Origin of the sequence: Pseudomonas fluorescens, from assembly GCF_001902145.1 — a bacterium.
GTDB lineage: Bacteria > Pseudomonadota > Gammaproteobacteria > Pseudomonadales > Pseudomonadaceae > Aquipseudomonas > Aquipseudomonas fluorescens_BV.
This window is the reverse complement of record NZ_MRST01000026.1, coordinates 541944-560274: the sequence shown is the minus strand read 5'-3', so window position 1 is coordinate 560274 and position 18331 is coordinate 541944. Positions and strand designations below refer to the sequence as shown.

Here is an 18331-nt window from a genome sequence, read left to right as displayed (position 1 = left end):
CGGGCAGGGTGTTAATGGCTCTCTTTAGCAAAAAACAAGCGGCGCGCCTGTGACAGGTTGATGGTGCTGCGATAGAAGGCAACTTGCTGTTGTGCTGTGAGCCCATTGATCTGGTCCGCCTTGCTGCCTTTTGCATGTTCTTCCGGGGTTTTCAAGCGTGCGGTAAGAAAGCGATCGGCCTGCGCCACTTCACTCGAATAATGAAAGTGTGCATACCAGAGCGCAGTACCAGTGGACTGATCGGTGATGGTGTATTCATCCAGGTAATCCTTGTTGGGGCTTTGAAGCCTGCGCCGCTTGACGGTTTTCTTGATGCTGATCAGGGTGTTGTTATTGAGCCAATCAACCCCTGAGATGGTCGGTGGCTGCTGCTTGATGAGCTTTTGCACCTGCTGCTTAGCCTGTTGGTAAAGTGCGTTTGCCGCATCGTTGAGTTGCTTGCCCAGAGTGACGGCCGATTGCTGTTGCTGGCTCTCGGTCACATTGGCCTGGGTCAGCGCTTCTTCGATGGCCTGGTTAGCCTGCTCCAACAGCTGGGCATGTTGATGGAACATCTGCTCGATGCCGATGGGCGTTCGAGAGGGCTTGTTCACTTGCTCAAGGGCACGTGTCTGGAACGCGGGCAATTGGCTCAGTAATGCCTGAGCCTTGCTTATGCTGGTTTCGACACTGGCCGCCGCCGCCGCGGGCGATGAGGTCTCGCGCTCAATATGTTCAACCCATACCCCCGGAGTTTTTTCATGGAAAGTAGCGATGATGCGCCCGGTCAGCGGTGATCTGATGTCGACAAAGGGGGTTTCGAGCCCTATCGGCGTCAAGCGCTGTTCGCCGATCAAGACGCCGTTGTAGCGCGTGGTTATGAACCTTTTTACCGGCCTGGGCGGTATTGGGGGCGGTGATGGCCGGATGCGTTGGGCCTCTTGTTGCGCGTGCAGGGGCGCCAGTTCGGCGATGGCTCGATCTGCAAAGTCACGGAGCATTTTACGCAAGCCTTCCACTTGTTCGGTCAGGGGCTGAGTGGAAACGTCTGCGGAAAAATCCTGCAAGCGCTCATCGACGAGTTGGAACTGCTCGACCAAACTGCTCAAGCCTTCAATGCGCTCATCCAGACGTTTCTCGCTGCGTTCTTGCAGAGTGTCACGCAGGGCCTGCACGGCCAGGTCCGCAGAGTCGACAATCTTGCCAATCAGTGTCCAGGCCTCAGGGGCGGTAGCGATGGATTGCGGGTCCAGGCAAAGATTTCGCGCCAGCGTCACTTGCAGGGCGCGCAGGTCGTCGCTTTTATAAGTGGGCAGCCGGGACTTGCTGCTCTGGATCAGGCGCAAGCCATCCTGGGCCAGGGTATGCAGTTCGGTGAAGCGTGATTGTGCATAATCAAGGTGCTTGATCATATCGCCGCTCAGCTTGCTCACCAGTCGTGCGTCCTCCACGTGGCTGGCATGGGGCGACGAAGCCGAATTTTCCAGCTGTTTCAGCACAGTCTCTAGTTTGGGCGCGAACGTGGTCAGCAGGTCTCGCATGCCGGCCTCATTGAGCTCCAACTGAGCTTTCACATAACCCAGTGCTTTGCGCTGGAAATCGGGGACTGGCGTAAACACATTCAACAGCATCAGCTGCTGCCGTGCGTCCTCGTAGCTTGAACTCAGGTTTTCGAGTTTTTCCACATAGGCTTGGCGCCGCGCCTGGGCCGAAGTGCCAGGGGCATCGGCGATGGCCTGGTGGGTCTGCTGCAGTTCACGTTGTGCCGCAGTTTTGTTTTTTTCGAAGGTTTCCAGTTTCGTGCGCAACGTGGCGCTCTCTGCCTGCGCCTTGTCTTTGGCGCTTTTCAACTGCTGTTTGCGGCCGCCACCGCGCAGGCGCAGGCGTGTGTCGATGAACCATTCACCCTTGGCGTTATGAATCAATGGCGGGCCAGTACGCTGGGGCTGCTTGGGATCAACGATCACGATGGTTTCGTCACCCTCCAGCGTGACTTCAAACCAGCGCGTGCCCACCGGCGCGTAATAGTGTTGGTTGAGCAAATAAAGGTGCTGGTAGGCGCTCTGTTCGCTGATGGCATCCGGCAACTGAGCAGGCTTTTCAGTTTTGAAGCTGTCCAGCAATGTTGCCAGGCTGCTGGCCGTGCGCGTAATCGCGCCGCTGGTGTGCAGCGCCAGTTCATGACCGGCCGGGAGGTGATCGGTCGTGCGCTCAGGCAGTTGTTTGACCGTAATGGGCGGGGCAACGGGGAGTTTTGCTGTCTCAGGTTCTGAGGTGATGACTTTCGTACCGGGATGACGGCTGGCGACATGCAGCGTGATGGCCATGCCCAGGTTGAGCAATACATCGGTCAGCGCCGACCACTGCGCTGGCTGGTCACCGTGCTCATGTGCATCGACGAAGGCCTGTACTTGATCGACGATCTGCCAGATCCAGGCCCCCGTGCCGGCGATACGCCCCATAAAAGGCAGGCCCGCATTGAAGATCAGCCAGCCGGCCTGTTTCAGAGTGGCCCAGCGACTTTCGGCATTGGACACCGACTGGCGGTCAGCCAATACCACTAGGGCCTTGGCGTTGGCCTCGAACAAGGTGCTGAACAGATCACCATTGAGCACTTGCTCGCCAAGGCTCATTGGGCCGCTGAACGTCCAGAGTTTGTCCGGTTCTACCAGAAAATCGGCGACGGCCCAGGGTGAAGGCAGCTCACTGGGGAAGACGTAGTTGGTGTAGTCCTGGCGCACCGAGTCCGGTAACCAGGCGAGCACCGAGTCTCGAAGGGGGTGAGATTGTGCGATGGCGTACAGCAGGTTCGCCTGTGACGGGTATTGAATCAACACCGGCTGGAACAGTGGGCGATACAGCAGGCAGGGACCGGTGTCGGCGTTTTGTGGGCCGATGACGTACATATTGGTCACCACATCCTGGCTATTGCCCTGCCGGCGCTTGGGAATGAACCCCAGGTAGCGCATGACAATGGCCTGCCCGTCGACGTACCGGTCGCTGATTTCAGGCTGCATGACGGCCGCCACATAACGGTAGCCGCGCTCGTCCAGCCCGTTCTGTTGACGGATCTTGAACTGCAGGGCCAACAGCGGCAGCTGGAGGCGCAGGTGTTCGGTGTATAGGGTTTTACGCCGCAATACCTCGGCTGGGTCATCGATCAACTTGCTGCGGATCAGCGCCGGATAAGTGGTGCCTATATCAACTTGAGTAATCAGCCCTTCCACGTATTGCACAGTCAGCCACGCTGGCAATGTGTGGCGTGTCCCCATCGTCAGGCTTTTGTTCCCTAGAGGTATCGCGATCAGATTTTGCAGGGCCAGGTCGGCAAGGCTGAAGCTGCTGGTCAGGATCTGGCCCGGCACCGGAAACAAGCCCCAGACCACCTGGCTTTCAACCTTCAGGGTCAGGGTGTCCAGGGCCAGGTGTGCGGCCTCGGGATGGTCCTTGATGATCTGCGCCTTGAGCCTGTCCAGGGCGTACTGCCGAATGTCGGGAATGCCGTCCTGGTAGGTTTTGCCTGCGTTCAGGCTGTTCAATGCGGCCAGGTCTTTCAAATAACGCGAGTAAAACACCTGGTCTGAACTGGAGGCCGTGGCCAACCAGGCCGGCAGGGATTCGCGGTACCACTGGAGCTCCGGTCCCTTGGGGGTTACCTGGCCTTGGGTCACTGTCAGTACGTCTACGTGCTGCTCGCTGGATGTGGCTGTCTTACCGCCGGAGGTGGCAATGGAGAGCTCAATTTGTAACGCGATCATTGAGCAGGCCAGCTGTTCGAAAAAGTTGCCGGAAGGTTCATACAAACGCCACTCCAAACGCTCGTATTGATCCGATAGTAACAACAGCGTAGGCAGGTACTCGCCCAACTGAGACATGTCGGAGAATTTCCGGTAGCCGGCGAACGAATGACAGAGGATGACGCTTTTGTTCTGCTCGCGCCCTAGCAGCACGGCAATGGGTACTTGATGGGAATGGGTAATTTTGCCACCGCGCACCAGATCGACGTCGACCAGGCAGGCCCGCAGCTTGAGCTTGTCGTCAGCCGTGCGGTTCGCAGAGTCGGGTGAGCGGTAAAGGGTGCGGGCCAGTGCGCAGTCTTCATCGGTCCAGTCGTCCACGCGTTGCACATTCCATATTTTGTGCAAAGTGCTGGAAAAATCCTGCCAGCGAGGACCGTTGCCGTTGCGGTGGTTCCAGAACTCCACCAATTTTTCCTTGAGTGCCTGGAGCATGACAGGAGCCAGGACATTGATCGTATTGGCGACTTCGACAATGCGCACCGGCAAGTGAATGGCAGGCTCCGCGACCGGAGGCTGGGTAAGAAAGTGCTCTCCCTCAAGGCATAGCGTCGGCACGCCCGACAGTGTTTGCGATGTCAGTTGGGTGCTGAGCGTCTTGTAGAGAGGGGGCTTGGACACAATTTGATTGTCTGCCAGCTCCCAGACCGGCGTGCCCATCAGCGTGGTGTCCGGGTTTATATGCAGGTTTGGATAAGCCTGCTGCAGGGCCTCGCTCAACAACTGGCCGGCTACCTCCGTGAGCGAGGGGCCGACGCAAAACTGGGTGATCAGCTTCTGGGTTAAATCTTCTGGCTGGGGGGCCTGCGGGGTGGCGCTTGGTGTGGTCATGGTACATCCCTGTCTTGCCGGTTGATGGGAACAACCCGAGGTCAGCGCTCGGGGCTCCCATGCTAGGAAAGGGCAAGTCAGGGTGGGGGCTACTTATCTAGCGTGCGGCTCGGTACCCAGGTCCAATTCGACCAGGCGGCGCACTTCGTCAGTGGCAAGGCCTGCGCCGATCAAGGCGTTGAGCTTGCCGAACGCCGCTTCGCGGGTCATGCCGGCGCCTGACAGCACCCCGGCCTCGCGCAGGCGACTGCCGGCTTCGTAGACGTCCAATTCCACGCCACCTTCATGGCATTGGGTAATCGCGACCACGACCACACCTTGGGCCTGCGCGCGTTTGAGGCTGGCAAGGAACTCGGGGTTGTCGCTGGGACCGGTACCGCTGCCGTAGCACTCCAGGATCAACGCCTGCACACCGCTATCGATCAGGTTGTCCACCAGCGCTGCACGCAGGCCGGGCACCAACGGCAACACGCCGATATCGGCAATGCCCTTGGGTTGGCGACAGTCCAGCGCGGCCGGCAGTGATTCGGCGCGGGCCATACCGCCCTGGCGTTGCAGGGCGGCAAACGGATGACGGCCGAAGCTGCGCACTTTGGCGCAACGGGTCGGCGCCAACAGCTGACCATGGAAGTACAGTTGCACCCCCGCCGGCAGGCCTGCGCCGAGCGCGGCCAAGGCACCGCTGACGTTTTCCCAGGCATCGCTGTCGGGGACCCCGGCAGGCAGCATGGAACCGGTGAACAGCACCGGGGCAGGCAAGCCAAGCAATTGGAAGCTCATCGCCGCCGCACTATAGGCCAGGGTGTCTGTGCCGTGCAGGACGAGCACCGCATCGCAGCCCTCATCCACAGCTTCTACCACGGCGGTACGCAGGCGCTGCCAATACTCGGGCGTCATATTGGCGCTGTCGATCAACGGTGACATTTCGCGAAAGCGCCAGGCAGGCACGGGTTGGTCTGCCAGTTGTTCGCGCATGCGCGCTTCAAAACCAGATGCGGGCGCCAGGCCATTGGCGCTGGCCTGCATGCCGATAGTGCCGCCGGTGTAGAGCACCATCACGTTGTTAGCTGAAAGCATTGAAAAATCTCCTGAACGAAAAACGCCGCCGGGCCCAGAGCATGCCCAAGGCCGGGCGGCGTGTCATCTAGCGGTGATTAACGTTGTGCTTGAGCGCTCAGTTCAGCCGCCGGTGCCGCTTCAGGTTTCACCGGGTTAGCCGGCCAAGCCTTGCGGTCCAGGTCCAGGTCAGGGAACTGGCTGGAATCGAACACCGGGGTCTTGATACCCGCCGCACGCTGGTTGTCGTAGTCGTTGAGGATGCGCATGGCAATCTTGAACAGGAACGCCAGGGCGAACAGGTTGACGAACGCGAGCATGGTCATGGTGATGTCGGCGAAGGCGAACACCGTGCTCAGGTTCTCGATGGAACCCCAGAAGATCAGCACCAGCACCAAGGCGCGATAACCCATCAGCACCTTGCGGTTGTTGCCGACCAGAAAGCGCAGGTTGCTCTCGCCCAAATAGTAGTTGTACATGATCGAGGTGAACACGAACAACGCCAGGGCCACCGAGATGAACATGCGGCCCCAGTCACCCACCACCGCCGCCAGGGAGTTCTGGGTCAGGGCAATGCCGTCGCCTTCAAAGCCTGGGGTGTAGAAGCCGGACAGCAGGATCAGCAACGCAGTGCAGGTGCAGATCACGAAAGTATCGAGGAACACGCTGAACGCTTGCACCACGCCCTGGGCGATCGGGTGCTCTACCGACGCCACTGCCGCCACGTTAGGCGCACTGCCTAAGCCTGCTTCGTTGGCGAACACGCCGCGTTTCACGCCCATGATGATCGCGCTGCCCACCAGGCCACCGAAGGCTTGGTCGAGGCCGAAGGCGCTCTTGACGATGGTCGCGAGCATGGCCGGTACGTGGTCGAATTGCAGCACGATCACGTACAGGGTCACGGCGATGTAGACCAGGGTCTTGACCGGCACCAGCAGGTCGGCGATCGAGGCGATACGCTTGATCCCGCCAATGAACACCAGGCCCAGCAACACCGCCAGCGCGAGGCCGGTGTAGGTGGTGTCGAGGCCAAAGGCGTTATTGAGCGAGTGAGTCACGGCGTGGGCTTGCAGACCGTTGAAGGCAAAGCCGAAGGTCACCAGCAACAGGAACGCCATGACCATCCCCAGCCAGCGCTTGTGCAGGCCGTGCTGGATGTAATACGCCGGGCCGCCACGGTAGGTGCCTTCAGCGTCGGTGCGCTTGTACAACTGGCCGAGGGAGCACTCGATAAAGCTCGAAGACATACCCACCAGTGCGGTGACCCACATCCAGAACACGGCGCCCGGGCCACCCAGGGTCACGGCAATACCGACGCCTGCGATGTTACCGGCACCCACACGGCCGGCCAGGCTGAGCATCAGCGCCTGGAACGAGCTGAGTTGACCGGCGCTGCTCTTGAGGCTGTCTTTAAACACCGAGAACATGTGGAAAAAGTGACGCAATTGAACGAAACGCGAGCGGATCGTGAAATAACCGCCGAGCCCGACAATGAGCACGATCAGTACTTTCCCTGAGAGGAAGTCGTTGATGACTTCGAGCATGGAGTGTTCCTCGCTGATTTTTCTGATGGCAAACGCAGGACGGTCCGACACATCGCTCGGCACCAGGCAGTGCACGACGCTCGATCCCCATCCTTTTGCGGGTGTTGTTATTCATGCGCTTTCGCGTGGTACCCGGGCCTCGTTACCGACGGCCGCAGACGCGAAGAGGGGCGGCACTATACCTAGCTGCGCGCCAGCCGTCTGCAAGGGGCGCAATTGACCGAGGAACGGTCAATAGGAAAAGGCGCGCTGGGGCCGATAAATATCTTACCTGTGGCGAGCGAGCTTGCTCGCGCTGGGTCGCGAAGCGGCCCCGGAAAATGGGACTGCTGCGCAGTCCAACGGGAGCAAGCTCCCTCGCCACAACAGCCATTTGACGACCGTGCCTGGAAACCCGATGCTCAAGGACGCTACAGCGTCGTCAAACAATCAGCAGACGCTTTTTTTATGCCTGCCCTTTGTGCTTTATGGCGGCTGAGCGTGGGAGACCTTCGGGTCTGCCGGGTTCCTTTTGCCCCGGTTTCCAGCCCGCGTACAGCTGCCTCTCTTCGCCTGGAAATGTTAGTGGCAAGTAATTCGCGCCCGGTGCACGGCATCGGGTGCCGCAGCCCTATCAGATTTATACGACGAAACTCCCGGAATCGTCCGACTTTACCCTAAGTAAATCCCTCTCCAAAGTTTGGCTTGCCGCTGACTTTCCCTTACTCGTTTACCTCGATTGAAATGCGTCACGCGTCAGTTTTCTTATCGAGGCGGGGAGGAAAGCACGACCAAACACTATATGGATAAAGGGCAAAACAATGAGTGAAGGGTACTTTGTTGGTCTAGGTGACAAAACCACATGCGGCGGTAAGATTCTCGACGGTGACCCCAGGGTAAATATGCACGGTGTTCTCCACGCGCGCGAAGGCGACCGAGTGACGTGCGGGAAACACACAGGGACTTACCAGATTCTAGGCGGCATTTCCCATATTCAAAGTCATGGAAAACGTGTCGCTGGCACGCTGGATAGCTTCAGCAGTTGCCCCTGTCGAGCTCGCCTGATTCCCTCGGTGTACTCGGCCACCTACTCAAACCAGAGCGCCGCATCTCCTATGGGGCAGCGAGTTGCTTCATCGAATGCATCAGCTGTAAATGGCAGCCCTGCAGCACCGCGTCAATCTGGTTTCGCGCCATCCGCTCATACAGTGCCAACAACATACAACGGTGCGCACGGCCAGGAGCCTGGCTTCTATATCGTGCCGCAGAGCATGACCCGCGAGGCGCTGGAGGCCACACTTTTTCCGACGCTCGACCCGGCTGTAATGCGCAAGCTTCAGGCATTGAATCCCAATACGAGCCACGTCAAAGCCGGCTCGATGATCGTGCTCAGCGATCCGAACAACACCTCCTGCACCTATCAGGAAGCGCAGCTGATGCAGGCTGCACAACACGTCAGCGCATCTCTGGACTCGCTGACGCCGGACGAGGCCGACTTTCTGTATCGACACGGTGCCGAGATCGCTGGCTTTATCGGCCATACCTCAACCTGGCTTGGCGTTAGCGCTGTGGTGATGGAAACGCACATGAACAACCTACGCGACACCCTCCAAGCTATCGAACGTTTACATCAAGAAAATTATCGCCAACACGGCCACCTCAAGTCGTCGCAGTTCTTCACCGATCGCCAGCGTCTTATGAACCAGCTGGATGCCCACCTGCTCAACTCCACGCGATTACGTGGCCAAACCACCCTGGGCGACCACCCCAAGTTGAAAACAGCCCTGGGTATTTCCAGTCGCAGTCTGGTGCATCACTGGGACAAAGCGGGTGGGCCTGGGCAGATTCCGGGTTATTCGGCGCATGTGGAAGCGACCAGCCGCGCGGCCAGATACATGAAGGCAGGTGGTTACATCGGAATTGCCCTTGGCGGCGTATCCGCCTCATTGGCGATACAGCAGGTTTGCAATAACGATTCCGGAGCGGCTTGCGAAAAGATCAAGTTTACAGAGGGTGGAAAGTTCGGCGGTTCGGTTGTCGGCGGCGCATTTGGTGGATCGGCAGGCGGTGTTGCTGGTGGCGCGATCTGTCTGGCGCTTGGTGTTACGACAGGTATAGGGGGCGTTGTGTGTGTCGCGACTTTGGTTGGGGCAGGCGCATGGGCGGGCACGACTATCGGCGGTACGCGTGGAGAACAGATAGGAGAAAAACTGTACGAGAAAACTTTGCCATGACAACGGATGAGTCTTGGAACGCCTGGTTAGAAATTTGGCTTTTGGCCAGCCCATTCCTTCTAGGATTAACGGGTCTCGCGCTAAACCTATATCTTACTCACCGTCACATGGATGCCATAAAAGAGGCTTTGAAAAACAGCCGTTATATCTATCTTTGGGGAGACAGCCTTGGGAAGCGCGGTTTGATTTGGTCTCTTTTGGAAATGTCACAAATAGCCGGAATGATCCTGATGCCAAAGGTGCATATCCGGCACGGCAACTTGGATCCAGTGGACTTTGAAAACTTCCCACGCTATCTCAAACGTCTTCTCATCATCACTACGACGCTGATCTGTACGGCTCTGATTTGGTTGGCGGCTGCATACATTCTGGCAAAGTTCAGGTAACCCAAACGGGCCTCACCCGAGGCCCGATATCAGCAAAAAGCGAACTGCCAGCGCACAACCCCTGTGGGAGCGGGCTTGCTCGCGAATGCGCCATACCAGCCACTACATACGTTGACTGACCCACCGCCTTCGCGAGCAAGCCCGCTCCCACAAGGGGTCTGTGTCAGAAGTAGTAACCGATGTTGACGTTGGTGCGGTAATACCAGTCGTTGCTACCCACCGAATTGGTGCTGGTAAAACCGCTGCCATTCTCCGCACCGCCATAGGGGTTGGCATTGCGCGCCCACGTGAGATCGACCCAGGCCATCACCGGCATCGCCAGGAACTGCGCGCCTACGGTGAACATCTGTGAGTCGTCCCAGGCGCTTTTGTCTTTCATCATTCGGCTGTAATCGCTGTACAGCTTGATCTTCTTCAGTTGCCCCAGCCGGGGCGTGTGGATGTCGTAGCCGACGTTGAGCGAGGCCAGGCTGGCCTTGGAGGCGATCAGGTACGCAGGCGTCAGGCCATTGCCGCCCATCAGCACCGAGTCGTTGCTCACGCCGCTCGGGTTTTCGGGGTCGTATTCGTAGCGGATGGCTTGGGTGGTGACGGTCCACAGGCCCTTGCTGATGATGGCGTGTACGCCGGCGGCCCAGTAGTCGCCATTGTCTTTGGTGGTGGCGTTGTAGAGCTGAGCGGTGGCGAGCGAGGCTCCCACTTCGGTCTTCCAGCCCTCGTTGTTGAAGGTGCGCGCCACGCGGGCGTTGAATTGGTTGCGCTTCTCGTTGTCCTGGCGCGACTGGGTGAAGGCAATCGCGTTGTCATTCAAGTCGGCGTAACGCCCCACTTCCGGCGAGTAACGCAAATCGCTGGGCAGCATGCGCGGGAAAAATCCGAGCTGTACGTCCCAGTCCTGGTCCTTGTAGCTGTATTTGAGGCCGGTGCCGGCACTCACCGCGTAGCCCATGAAGAACGGCAAGTGGTAGCTCCAGCCAAATTGCGGATAAGGCTCCAGGCCGAAGGGTTTGAACGGCGCCCCCAGTTGCAGATTGGAATTGGCGTTGAGCCGATAGCCCACGAAGCCGCGATCAATGGCGCGCTTGCCGTCGTCCTGGAACCAGTAGCCGATGTCGCTGTAGAGGCTCTTGTAGGTAGCCTGGACATCCAGGCGGAACGTATCGAACAGAAACCGGCCGTTGTTCTCGGTGGTGTCCCAATGCTCGTCGCGGTAGTTGGTGCGCAGCGCCCCGCCGATGTCCAGGCTGCTGTCGCCGCTATCGCTGCGCCAGGAAATATGCGGGAAAGGTTTGTTGGCGGCGTTGGCCCGTACCGGCTCGGAAGGAATGGGTTCTGCGGCGAAACAGCTGAAACTGACAAACATCAATCCTGCACACAAGACGCGCTTCATAGAGACCTCTCTACCGGGTGATCGGCAACACTCGTCCGCTTGCCTTTAAAGGCAACTAAGGAAGGAGCGGGTCTTACCGGGTTTAAGTGTTGGTTATTATTGTTTTATCGGCGAAACGCCGTTTAATCAGTGAATGCGCAGGAGTAGAGCAGGAAGTGTGCCAGGCCGCTTGTTAGTTTGTATTTAATAAAAATATCATTAAAAACAATTGTTTATATGAGAAACAAAGCTGCTTGTATAACCCATGAAACAACCCGAAAGTGCGGTAACAAAGTTGCCCGTGATAGGTGCGTATTTATTGCACGCTGCCAATGAAACGGGCACTTTGCGGGTGATCCTGTAGGAGCGAGCTTGCTCGCGAAAAACGTTAACGATAATGCGTGCACCCTGGAATAACGCGGTGCCTGGACGTTCTTCGCGAGCAAGCTCGCTCCTACAAGGGGTGGGGGGTTAGAGGTCGAGCACCAACCGTCGGCTCTTGCAGCCGGAAACGCACACCATCATCGATTTGTTTGCCGCCCGTTCGGCCTTGGTCAGCACCCCATCGCGGTGGTCGATTTCGCCTTCCACCACCCGCGTCTCGCAGGAGCCACACACGCCTTCGCGGCAGCTGTGATCAATGTCGCAGCCGGCGTCAAGCAGCACATCCAGCAAACTCAAGCCGGGCTCCACCGCGAGGGTCTTGCCGGACCTTTTCAGTTCAACGCTATAGCTGCTCTGGGCGTCTTCGCTGGGCGGCAGTTCGGCGGCGGCAAAGCGCTCGATGTGGGCATGGGGATAACCCAGGCGCTCACAGGTACTTTCGAAGGCGTCGAGCATCGGCGTCGGGCCGCAGCAATACAGGTGTGTATCCGCAGGTTGGCCGGCGAGGTAGGCGGCAAGATCGGGCGGCACGCCTTTTTCGTCGTTGAAGTGGTAGGTCACTCGCGCATCGAGCCCACTCAAGGCTTCCGCCAGCGCCGCTTCCTGGCGTGAGCGGGCGCAGTAGATCAACTCGGCGGATTTTCCCAGCGCCAACAACTGGCGGAACATGCAGTAGATCGGCGTGATACCGATACCGCCGGCCACCAGCACACTGTGGCTGGCGCTCAAGTCCAGCTCGAAGTTATTGCGTGGCGGCGAAATCGACAACGGCATGCCGACCCGCAACTGGCTGTGTACATACTCCGAACCGCCACGGCTGTTGCGGTCACGCAGGATACCGACCACATACCGCCCACGGTCGCTGGGCGAGTTGAGCAGCGAATAACTGCGCACCAGGCCGTTGGCCAGGTGCAGGTCGATGTGCGAGCCGGCGTCGAACGGCGGGAACACGGTATCGCCCAATGGCCGCAGTTCGACGCTGATGATACCTTCAGCCTCATAGCGCAGGGTGTGGACGCGGGCGTTGAGGAGCGCGGCTTTGTTCATGGCAATTGCTTCGCGTCGATCAGTTCGAGCTGGGCTTTGGCGGCGTTCTTCAGGTAGCGTCGCAGCCGCACGACGCCCAAGTCGTGCTGGTAGAGGTTTTCACGCTGATTGGCATCCGGCTCCATGAATTCCAGCAGCACCCGGTCTTGTTCCAGCACCGCCCAATGCCGCGCTTCCAGACGGTTCTTGTACAAGAAGCGCCAGGTGTCACGCTGCCAGCCGGTCAGCGGGCGGCAGCGCCAGTGAAATGCGGCGGCCAGCGAACGGCTGCTGGGGGTGTAGCTGCCGATGATGGTGAAGTTGCCGCCGGGGCCGCCGGTTTTCGGGTAGGGGATTTCCAGGCGCAGCCAGTGGCAGTCGTTGTCCACGAACTCGGTCCAATCGAAGTTCACGCCGCGCTGGCCCTCCTTCTCAAAGAAAAAACCGGTGTCGGTGTCGCGGGTGACGAACTTGGCGGTGGCTTCACCTTCGCTCATCGAGTGCGACATCTTGTGCAGGTAGGTGCCGTGCATCGGGTCCATGACGTTGTCGATCACGTAGCGATAGTCGCCTTTCCACTCGGTGTAGCAGACGAAGCTGCTCCATTCGGGCGAGGTCAGTTGTTCGGGCAGCACCAGCTCCGGCGCAACGTCCAGGTGCGGGTCGGTGGCGTTGAACAAAAAGATCGCCCCCGCGGCTTCGCGGGTGTGGAACATACGCGTGGGCCGGCTGCCCTCCAGCTTGCAGCCGGGGCTGCCGGGTACCTTGGTGACGGTGCCGTCGCAGCGCACTTCGACGCCGTGGTAAGGGCATTGCAGGCGATCGCCCAGCACCGGCCCTTGGGACAGCGGGGCGCCGCGATGGGGGCAATGGTCTTCCAGTGCGTGAACGCTGCCATCGTTGTCGCGCCACAGGGCGATCTTGTAGCCCAGGCGTCGTATCGACAGCGGCTTCTCGCCCAAAAGGTCCGACGGCAATACCGGGAACCAGAGGTCTTTGAGGCCATTGGCCAGATGCTGCTCAACAGGGTCGGCGGTCAGTTGCATGTTCATTTTTATTCCTTCTGCCGGGTCATTCGCCCAGCCGGGCCATCAGGGTTTGGTAGGCATCTTCGGTCCACTCGCCGCTGGTCAGCGGGCACGGTGGGCCGGCCAGGTTCAAGTGCGCGAGCAGGGCCGGCAGTTCGGTCACACCACTTCCAAAAGCGCGCTCGATGGAGTCGCCCAGCAACTCTTCGAACTGGGTGTTGGGCCGTTTACGTGCCTGATGGGGTTGCAGGTAGGGTTCGTGAGTACTCATGGTGTTGACCTCCGTATTCAGGCTGCGTGAGTTGTCGAGACGCCCCAGGCGTCGTAGCCGTAGACCCAATCGGCGTTACCGCCGTCCTTGAGCCACTGGTTGCCCCGCGAGCCGATCTGGATTTGGCTGGTGCGTTCCAGGCGCGCTTGCTGGTAAGCCTGCAACGCGCCGGCCACCGAGGCCTGGCTGTCGAGGTCTTGCAGGTGGCGTGCGAGTACCACCGCATCTTCGATGGCCTGGCCGGCGCCCTGGGCCATGAACGGCATCATTGGGTGGCAGGCATCGCCCAGCAGGGTGATCGCGCCCTTGGACCAGAACGGCAGCGGGTCGCGCTCATACAGCGCGGTCTTGAGTACATCGGTGCAGGCATCGAGCAGGGCACGGGCGTCCGGGTGGAACGCCTGGTAGTGGCTACGCAGCTCATCGGCATCGCCGGCGCTGGTCCACGACTCTTCGTGCCAGCTGTCCTGGGCGGTGGTGGCGAAGATAAAGATGTCTTTGCCCTGGTTGAGCGGGAAGGTGACGATCTGGCTTTGCGGGTTCGGCCCCCACCATTTGGTGAACGCCTGGATGTTCGGCACATGCGCCACCTGCTCGGCCGGCACCACCGCGCGATACGCCACCACGCCGGTAAAGCGCGGGTGCTCTTCGCCAAACAGCGCGTTGCGCACCACCGAGTGGATACCGTCGGCGCCGATCAACACGTCACAGCGGTGCTGGCTGCCATCCTTGAAGTGCAAGGTAATGGCGTCGTCAGCCTGTTCTATCCGTTCGGCACGCTTGGCGAACTGCACGTTGTTCAGTGGGAACACCTCGGCCAGGGCCGCGAGCAGGTCGGCGCGGTGGATGGTCAGTTGCGGCGCGCCGTATTTCTGTTCGGCGGCGTCGGACATCTCCAGGCGCGATGTCTCTTCGCCTGTGTCCCACATGCGGCTGATGCGGTGAGTAGGGCGGGCCGCCGGGATGCGCACGGCTGGGCCAATGCCCAGGCCATCCAGCGCACGGACCGCGTTGGGCGTGAGGTTGATGTCGGCACCAACCCGCAAAAACGCCTTGGACTGTTCGAACACGGTGACCTGGTGACCGGCGCGATGCAGGGCGATGGCAGCGGTCAGGCCGCCGATACCGGCACCGGCGATAGCAATATTCAGGGAAGGCATGGGCGACTCCTGCTCAAGGTTTCGGTTTGTCGGTGAGGAATTTGCCTTGCGGCGCCTCGACGTGTTGCTGGCGCCGGGTGTTGCCATCGATACCGCCAGCAATTGCCCATTCGGCGAACACCGTGGGGCCGGGCTCAAAGGTGCGTGGCTGCCATTCGCCGGTCAGTTGGTCTTCATCGGCGTAGTACTCCACCAGCGCGCCTGCCGGGTTCTTGAAGTACCAGAAAAACGCCGAAGACACCGGGTGGCGGCCCGGCCCGATTTCGGTCGGCCAGCCGCTGCGGGACACATGCATGCCACCGCCAAACACTTCGTGAACATCGCGTACGGTAAACGCCACGTGGTTCAGTCCGGCCCGTGGTGCCGGCAGTTGCAGCATGAACAGGTCGTGGTGCCCACCTTCTTCGGCGGTGCGCAAGAAGGCCCCGCGGTCCGGGTAACGGTCCGAGGCCTGGAAGCCAAAACGCTCGTGGTAGAAGGCTTCGCAGGCGTTCACGTCCTTGACGAAAAACACCACATGGCCGACTTCAATCGGCGTGGCGCGTTCATAGATCGGCGCCGCCTTGTTGATCCGGCCCTTGGTCTGCCAGGTGTTGTGGCCGCTGCATTCAATCTCCAGTTCACGCTTGCGCGTGACTTGCAGGCGGATCGCCAAACCGTTGGGGTCGGTGCAGCCGATGCGCCCGTCACGTTCGACGAACCCCGGGTCATTGGCGATGCGCTGGCTGTACAGCGCCAGGTCCGCCGTACTGGCGACGCCCCAGACCACTTCGCGCACCGTAGAGCCGGCTTCGATGGCCGGCGGCAGGTCCGGTTTGTTCAGGTCGGCAAGCACTACGCGGCAGCCGTTGAGGGTCTCGAACACCACTTCATCCGGTTGCGCGCTGACTTGGGTCAGGCCCCAGTCGCTGAAAAAGCGTACGCAGGTGTCCAGGTCTTCGACGCCATAGGTGACTTCATCAATGCCTAACACGCTCATTGCGCTACCTCTCGTGGCACACCGGCCCAGGCCAGTGGCTGTTCGTTCATGCCCCAGTAGAGGCTCTTCTGTTCCATGTATTGCAGGATGCCCAGGCGACCTTTTTCACGGCCCAGGCCGCTGTCGCGCCAGCCGCCGAACGGCGTGGAAATCGAGAACTGCTTATAGGTGTTGATCCACACCGTACCGGCCTGCAAGCGCCGACCCAGCGCCCAGGCGCGCTTGTAGTCACGGGTCCAGATGCCGGCCGCGAGGGCATAGACACTGTCGTTGGCCTGCTCCAGCAGTTGGGCTTCGTCGTCGAAGGGCATGGCCACCAGCACCGGGCCGAAGATTTCCTCCTGGCATACTTGCTGGTGGTTGCCCAGGCCCTCCAGGATGGTCGGCGGGTAGAAGTAGCCCTGGTCATACACACCACCGCTGGGGCGCTGCCCACCCAGGCGCAGGCGCCCACCTTCGGCCAGGCCGAGGGCGACGTAACGCTCCACGGATTCGCGGTGGCTGGCGCTGATCAACGGGCCCATCTGTGTGTGCTCGTCGGCTGGGTCGCCCACCCGCAGGTTCGCGGCGGCGGTGACCAGGCGCTGCATAAAGGGCTCGTACAAGGCGCGGGCGATGAACAACCGCGAGCCGGCGATACAGGCTTCGCCCGACGAGCTGAAAATGCCATACAGCACCCCGGCCACCGCATGCTCCAGGTCGGCATCATCAAGCACGATGGTCGGTGATTTGCCGCCCAGCTCCAGGGACACCGGCATCATCTTGTCGGCGGCAATATGGGCGATGTGCTTGCCAGTGCGCGTACCACCGGTAAACGACACGCGCTTGATCAGCGGGTGGCGCGTCAGCGCATCCCCCAGCAACGAACCCTTGCCCGGCAGCACGCTGATCAATCCCTTGGGGAGGCCGGCCTCTTCACACAGACGCGCCAGGCGCAGGGCCAGCAGCGGGGTGATTTCCGCCGGTTTGATCACCACCGCATTGCCCGCCGCCAGTGCCGGCGCAACCTTCTGCGCCTCGCTGGCAATCGGCGAGTTCCACGGGGTGATCGCGGCGACCACGCCCATCGGTTCATACACGCTCATGCTGACGAAATCACCGCGTGACGGGGTGATGGTTTCTTCCAGGGTCTCGCAGGCTGCGGCGAAAAATTGAAAGGTGCCGGCAGCACTGGCTACCAGGGCGCGGGTTTCATTGATCGGCTTGCCGTTGTCCTGGCGTTGCAGCTGCGCCAGCTCTTCGCTGTGCAGGCGGATCAACTCGGCGATGCGGTACAACACGCCGGCCCGCTCGTGAGGTTTACGCTGGGCCCAGCCGCTGTGCAGGAACGCCTGGTGCGCGCCCTGAATGGCTTCTTCCACGTCCTGCAGGTCGGCGGCATTGAGCCAGGCCACGGCTTCGCCGGTGGCCGGGTAGCGGCTGGCATAACGCTCGCCACGGCCTGGGCGCCACTGGCCGGCGATGCAGATGGGTAATGTCTGTTCGGTGTTCATCGACGGCTCCTAAATGGAAATCGCGTGGGCATGGTTGCCCAAGGCACGGACCACGCTGTACACGGTCAGCGCCGAGGTCTTCGGGTTGGCCAGCAAGGGCTTGCCGCGCAGGCTCAACTCGAAACGGCCAAAGGCGCCCCGGGCTTCGAAGTGGTGGACGTTTTCATCGCTGTGGGGATCGGCGATCAACGTCACATGGGTGCGGTCCAGGCCCAGTCCGGCCAGCGACAGAGTGGCGGCGACGTTGGCGTTCTTGGGGTACAGCCGCGCGGCTTCGCGGGCGTTGCCCTGGAAGATCACTGTGGCTTCCTGAATGGTGTCCAGGTCACAGGCTTGTTCGCCGGGCGTGTTCTTCCAGGCGCGGGCGGGTTTGCGGCCGGTGTAGTTGACCGCGTCCAGCCCGCCGACCTTGGCCGCCGACAGCGCATCGATGCCGCCGATGGCGCCGGGTAGCAACTCGATGCGGGTCTTGCCGCGCTCGGCGGCGGCCTCCAGGCGCTCCACCAGGCCGACTTCGGACAATGCGCCCACCGACACAATCAGGCAGGCAATGCCACGCTCCAGCGCCGGCAGCACATGTTCTTCAATGGCGCGATGGCCGGCGCACTCCACCAGCAGATCCGGGCGGGCATCGGCGGGCAAGGCGGTCAGCACCTGCGGCGGTTGCTTGAAACTGGCCAGGCGCTGGCGTACCAAGGCTTCGGAACCCTGGGACGCGATGACGTAATCCACGCACAGCTGTGGATCATTCTCCAGCAGCTCCAGCACACCGACGCCAATGGCGCCGCAGCCGATCATGGTGATATGCAGCATGG

At 60.5% G+C, this 18331-nt stretch carries 13 protein-coding genes; 2 read left to right on the top strand and 11 right to left on the bottom strand.

The annotated features are described in order from the left end of the window. Positions 1–11 precede the first annotated feature (11 nt). The 3 genes from BUE92_RS22090 to BUE92_RS22080 all read right to left on the bottom strand — a co-directional run bounded on the left by BUE92_RS22090 (position 12) and on the right by BUE92_RS22080 (position 7207). Positions 12–4607, bottom strand: coding sequence for a hypothetical protein (locus tag BUE92_RS22090; protein WP_073526267.1), 4596 nt, complete (start codon positions 4605–4607; stop codon positions 12–14). Between the two features lie 93 nt (positions 4608–4700). After that, positions 4701–5684, bottom strand: coding sequence for an asparaginase (locus BUE92_RS22085; protein WP_073526265.1), 984 nt, complete (start codon positions 5682–5684; stop codon positions 4701–4703). Positions 5685–5761: 77 nt separating this feature from the next. After that, positions 5762–7207: an alanine/glycine:cation symporter family protein gene (locus BUE92_RS22080; protein WP_073526476.1), complete on the bottom strand. Its 1446-nt coding sequence runs from the start codon at positions 7205–7207 to the stop codon at positions 5762–5764. An 800-nt stretch (positions 7208–8007) separates the two neighbouring features. Here BUE92_RS22080 and BUE92_RS22075 point away from each other — a divergent pair. Continuing rightward, positions 8008–9420 carry a PAAR domain-containing protein gene (locus tag BUE92_RS22075; protein ID WP_073526264.1) on the top strand — a complete coding sequence of 471 codons (1413 nt, stop codon included), beginning with the start codon at positions 8008–8010 and terminating at the stop codon, positions 9418–9420. Continuing rightward, a complete protein-coding gene (locus tag BUE92_RS22070) occupies positions 9417–9806 on the top strand; it encodes a hypothetical protein (RefSeq protein WP_073526263.1) in 390 nt (129 codons plus the stop codon). The genes BUE92_RS22075 and BUE92_RS22070 overlap by 4 nt, the downstream gene beginning before the upstream one ends. Positions 9807–9969: 163 nt before the next feature. On the opposite strand, the gene BUE92_RS22065 is transcribed toward BUE92_RS22070, so the two are convergent. The 8 genes from BUE92_RS22065 to BUE92_RS22025 all read right to left on the bottom strand — a co-directional run bounded on the left by BUE92_RS22065 (position 9970) and on the right by BUE92_RS22025 (position 18329). Then, positions 9970–11196, bottom strand: coding sequence for a hypothetical protein (locus tag BUE92_RS22065; RefSeq protein WP_073526262.1), 1227 nt, complete (start codon positions 11194–11196; stop codon positions 9970–9972). A gap of 450 nt (positions 11197–11646) precedes the next feature. After that, positions 11647–12606 carry a PDR/VanB family oxidoreductase gene (locus BUE92_RS22055; RefSeq protein ID WP_073526260.1) on the bottom strand — a complete coding sequence of 320 codons (960 nt, stop codon included), beginning with the start codon at positions 12604–12606 and terminating at the stop codon, positions 11647–11649. Next, entirely contained in the window at positions 12603–13637 is a 1035-nt protein-coding gene (locus tag BUE92_RS22050) for an aromatic ring-hydroxylating oxygenase subunit alpha (RefSeq protein WP_073526259.1), read from the bottom strand. The genes BUE92_RS22055 and BUE92_RS22050 overlap by 4 nt, the downstream gene beginning before the upstream one ends. Before the next feature lie 19 nt (positions 13638–13656). Then, positions 13657–13884, bottom strand: coding sequence for a recombinase-like helix-turn-helix domain-containing protein (locus tag BUE92_RS22045; RefSeq protein WP_073526258.1), 228 nt, complete (start codon positions 13882–13884; stop codon positions 13657–13659). A gap of 17 nt (positions 13885–13901) precedes the next feature. Further along, on the bottom strand, positions 13902–15044 hold the full coding sequence (locus BUE92_RS22040) for an FAD-dependent monooxygenase (protein ID WP_073526257.1): 1143 nt from the start codon (positions 15042–15044) through the stop codon (positions 13902–13904). A gap of 13 nt (positions 15045–15057) precedes the next feature. Continuing rightward, complete coding sequence (locus BUE92_RS22035) at positions 15058–16023, bottom strand: VOC family protein (protein ID WP_073526256.1); 966 nt, start codon at positions 16021–16023, stop codon at positions 15058–15060. Continuing rightward, on the bottom strand, positions 16020–17516 hold the full coding sequence (locus BUE92_RS22030; protein ID WP_073526255.1) for an aldehyde dehydrogenase: 1497 nt from the start codon (positions 17514–17516) through the stop codon (positions 16020–16022). The genes BUE92_RS22035 and BUE92_RS22030 overlap by 4 nt, the downstream gene beginning before the upstream one ends. A gap of 9 nt (positions 17517–17525) precedes the next feature. Continuing rightward, positions 17526–18329, bottom strand: a complete 804-nt coding sequence (locus tag BUE92_RS22025; RefSeq protein WP_073526254.1) for an aspartate dehydrogenase — start codon at positions 18327–18329, stop codon at positions 17526–17528. Between the last annotated feature and the right edge of the window lie 2 nt (positions 18330–18331).

Excerpts from the sequence above, each read along its gene's own strand:
- BUE92_RS22090 (WP_073526267.1), bottom strand. The coding sequence starts at position 4,607 with ATGACCACACCAAGCGCCACCCCGCAGGCCCCCCAGCCAGAAGATTTA.
- BUE92_RS22085 (WP_073526265.1), bottom strand. The coding sequence starts at position 5,684 with ATGCTTTCAGCTAACAACGTGATGGTGCTCTACACCGGCGGCACTATC.
- BUE92_RS22080 (WP_073526476.1), bottom strand. The coding sequence starts at position 7,207 with ATGCTCGAAGTCATCAACGACTTCCTCTCAGGGAAAGTACTGATCGTG.
- BUE92_RS22075 (WP_073526264.1), top strand. The coding sequence starts at position 8,008 with ATGAGTGAAGGGTACTTTGTTGGTCTAGGTGACAAAACCACATGCGGC.
- BUE92_RS22070 (WP_073526263.1), top strand. The coding sequence starts at position 9,417 with ATGACAACGGATGAGTCTTGGAACGCCTGGTTAGAAATTTGGCTTTTG.
- BUE92_RS22065 (WP_073526262.1), bottom strand. The coding sequence starts at position 11,196 with ATGAAGCGCGTCTTGTGTGCAGGATTGATGTTTGTCAGTTTCAGCTGT.
- BUE92_RS22055 (WP_073526260.1), bottom strand. The coding sequence starts at position 12,606 with ATGAACAAAGCCGCGCTCCTCAACGCCCGCGTCCACACCCTGCGCTAT.
- BUE92_RS22050 (WP_073526259.1), bottom strand. The coding sequence starts at position 13,637 with ATGAACATGCAACTGACCGCCGACCCTGTTGAGCAGCATCTGGCCAAT.
- BUE92_RS22045 (WP_073526258.1), bottom strand. The coding sequence starts at position 13,884 with ATGAGTACTCACGAACCCTACCTGCAACCCCATCAGGCACGTAAACGG.
- BUE92_RS22040 (WP_073526257.1), bottom strand. The coding sequence starts at position 15,044 with ATGCCTTCCCTGAATATTGCTATCGCCGGTGCCGGTATCGGCGGCCTG.
- BUE92_RS22035 (WP_073526256.1), bottom strand. The coding sequence starts at position 16,023 with ATGAGCGTGTTAGGCATTGATGAAGTCACCTATGGCGTCGAAGACCTG.
- BUE92_RS22030 (WP_073526255.1), bottom strand. The coding sequence starts at position 17,516 with ATGAACACCGAACAGACATTACCCATCTGCATCGCCGGCCAGTGGCGC.
- BUE92_RS22025 (WP_073526254.1), bottom strand. The coding sequence starts at position 18,329 with ATGCTGCATATCACCATGATCGGCTGCGGCGCCATTGGCGTCGGTGTG.